1 rRNA gene is annotated in these 3067 nt (G+C 52.1%); it reads right to left on the reverse strand.

The features are described 5' to 3' along the window. Positions 1-6: 6 nt before the first annotated feature. Positions 7-2935, reverse strand: a 23S ribosomal RNA gene (locus CSV77_RS16590). Positions 2936-3067 lie beyond the last annotated feature (132 nt).

Here is a 3067-nt window from a genome sequence, read left to right on the forward strand (position 1 = left end):
TTACAATAGGTTAAGTCCTCGATCGATTAGTATCTGTCAGCTACATACGTCGCCGTACTTACACCCCAGACCTATCCACCTCATCATCTTTGAGGGATCTTACTTACTTGCGTAATGGGAAATCTCATCTTGAAGGGGGCTTCATGCTTAGATGCTTTCAGCATTTATCCCGTCCATACATAGCTACCCAGCGATGCCTTTGGCAAGACAACTGGTACACCAGCGGTATGTCCATCCCGGTCCTCTCGTACTAAGGACAGCTCTCCTCAAATTTCCTGCGCCCGCGACGGATAGGGACCGAACTGTCTCACGACGTTCTGAACCCAGCTCGCGTGCCGCTTTAATGGGCGAACAGCCCAACCCTTGGGACCGACTACAGCCCCAGGATGCGACGAGCCGACATCGAGGTGCCAAACCTCCCCGTCGATGTGGACTCTTGGGGGAGATAAGCCTGTTATCCCCGGGGTAGCTTTTATCCGTTGAGCGATGGCCCTTCCATGCGGAACCACCGGATCACTAAGTCCGTCTTTCGACCCTGCTCGACTTGTAGGTCTCGCAGTCAAGCTTCCTTATGCCTTTGCACTCTGCGAATGATGTCCAACCATTCTGAGGAAACCTTTGAGCGCCTCCGTTACTCTTTAGGAGGCGACCGCCCCAGTCAAACTGTCCACCTGACACTGTCTCCTGCCCGGATCACGGGCAAGGGTTAGAAGTCCAATACAGCCAGGGTAGTATCCCACCAATGCCTCCTCCGAAGCTGGCGCTCCGGAATCCAAGGCTCCTACCTATCCTGTACAGGCTGCACCGGAATTCAATATCAGGCTACAGTAAAGCTCCACGGGGTCTTTCCGTCCTGTCGCGGGTAATGCGCATCTTCACGCATATTATAATTTCACCGAGTCTCTCGTTGAGACAGTGCCCAGATCGTTACGCCTTTCGTGCGGGTCGGAACTTACCCGACAAGGAATTTCGCTACCTTAGGACCGTTATAGTTACGGCCGCCGTTTACTGGGGCTTCAATTCAGAGCTTCGCTTGCGCTAACCCCTCCTCTTAACCTTCCAGCACCGGGCAGGCGTCAGCCCCTATACGTCATCTTACGATTTTGCAGAGACCTGTGTTTTTGCTAAACAGTCGCCTGGGCCTATTCACTGCGGCTCTCTCGGGCTATTCACCCTACCAGAGCACCCCTTCTCCCGAAGTTACGGGGTCATTTTGCCGAGTTCCTTAACGAGAGTTCTCTCGATCACCTTAGGATTCTCTCCTCGCCTACCTGTGTCGGTTTGCGGTACAGGCACCTCCCGCCTCGCTAGAGGCTTTTCTTGGCAGTGTGAAATCAGGGACTCTGGAGATCAATCTCCTCGCCATCACAGCCTAGTGTTATATGAGAACGGGATTTGCCTCGTTCTCCACCTCACTGCTTAGACACACAACCAACTGTGTGCTCACCCTATCCTACTGCGTCCCCCCATTACTCAAACGGCGGGGAGGTGGTACAGGAATATCAACCTGTTGTCCATCGTCTACGCCTATCGGCCTCGACTTAGGTCCTGACTAACCCTGAGCGGACGAGCCTTCCTCAGGAAACCTTGGGCATTCGGTGGAAGGGATTCTCACCCTTCTTTCGCTACTCATACCGGCATTCTCACTTCCAAGCGCTCCACCAGTCCTTCCGGTCTAGCTTCAACGCCCTTGGAACGCTCTCCTACCATTGACCCTAAGGTCAATCCACAGCTTCGGTGATCTGTTTAGCCCCGGTACATTTTCGGCGCAGCGCCACTCGACCAGTGAGCTATTACGCACTCTTTAAATGATGGCTGCTTCTAAGCCAACATCCTGGTTGTCTGGGCAACGCCACATCCTTTTCCACTTAACAGATACTTGGGGACCTTAGCTGGTGGTCTGGGCTGTTTCCCTCTCGACAATGGATCTTATCACCCACTGTCTGACTCCCAAACATAAATCATCGGCATTCGGAGTTTGTCTGAATTCGGTAACCCGGGATGGGCCCCTCGTCCAAACAGTGCTCTACCTCCGAGATTCTTTCGTTTGAGGCTAGCCCTAAAGCTATTTCGGAGAGAACCAGCTATCTCCAGGTTCGATTGGAATTTCACCGCTACCCACACCTCATCCCCGCATTTTTCAACATACGTGGGTTCGGGCCTCCAGTCAGTGTTACCTGACCTTCACCCTGGACATGGGTAGATCACCTGGTTTCGGGTCTACGACCCCATACTCATTCGCCCTATTCAGACTCGCTTTCGCTGCGGCTCCGCTTTCTCAGCTTAACCTTGCATGGAATCGTAACTCGCCGGTTCATTCTACAAAAGGCACGCCATCACCCATTAACGGGCTCTGACAATTTGTAAGCGCACGGTTTCAGGATCTATTTCACTCCCCTTCCGGGGTGCTTTTCACCTTTCCCTCACGGTACTGGTTCACTATCGGTCACTAGGGAGTATTTAGCCTTGGGAGATGGTCCTCCCGGATTCCGACGGAATTTCACGTGTTCCGCCGTACTCAGGATCCACTCTGGAGAGAATGCGTTTTCGACTACGGGGCTTTTACCCTCTTTGGCGGACCTTTCCAGGTCGCTTCATCTAACGCATTCCTTTGTAACTCCGTATAGAGTGTCCTACAACCCCAAGAAGCAAGCTTCTTGGTTTGGGCTCTTCCCGTTTCGCTCGCCGCTACTAAGGGAATCGATGTTTCTTTCTCTTCCTCCGGGTACTTAGATGTTTCAGTTCTCCGGGTGTGCCACGAGTATGCTATGTATTCACATACACGTACTGTCCCATTATGGACAGTGGGTTTCCCCATTCGGAAATCTTCGGATCAAAGCTCACTTACAGCTCCCCGAAGCATATCGGTGTTAGTGCCGTCCTTCATCGGCTCCTAGTGCCAAGGCATCCGCCGTGCGCCCTTTCTAACTTAACCTATAAAAGGTCCAACTTCATCCTAGCGATAGGCTTCCGTTGGTTAAAAAGATTGCTTGAATCGCATATATGCGACTCGGTTGATTACTTGATTACTTTCAATGTCGTTTTATCCAGTTTTCAATGAACAAGA

Origin of the sequence: Sporosarcina sp. P16b (assembly GCF_002743065.1) — a bacterium.
Classification (GTDB): domain Bacteria; phylum Bacillota; class Bacilli; order Bacillales_A; family Planococcaceae; genus Sporosarcina.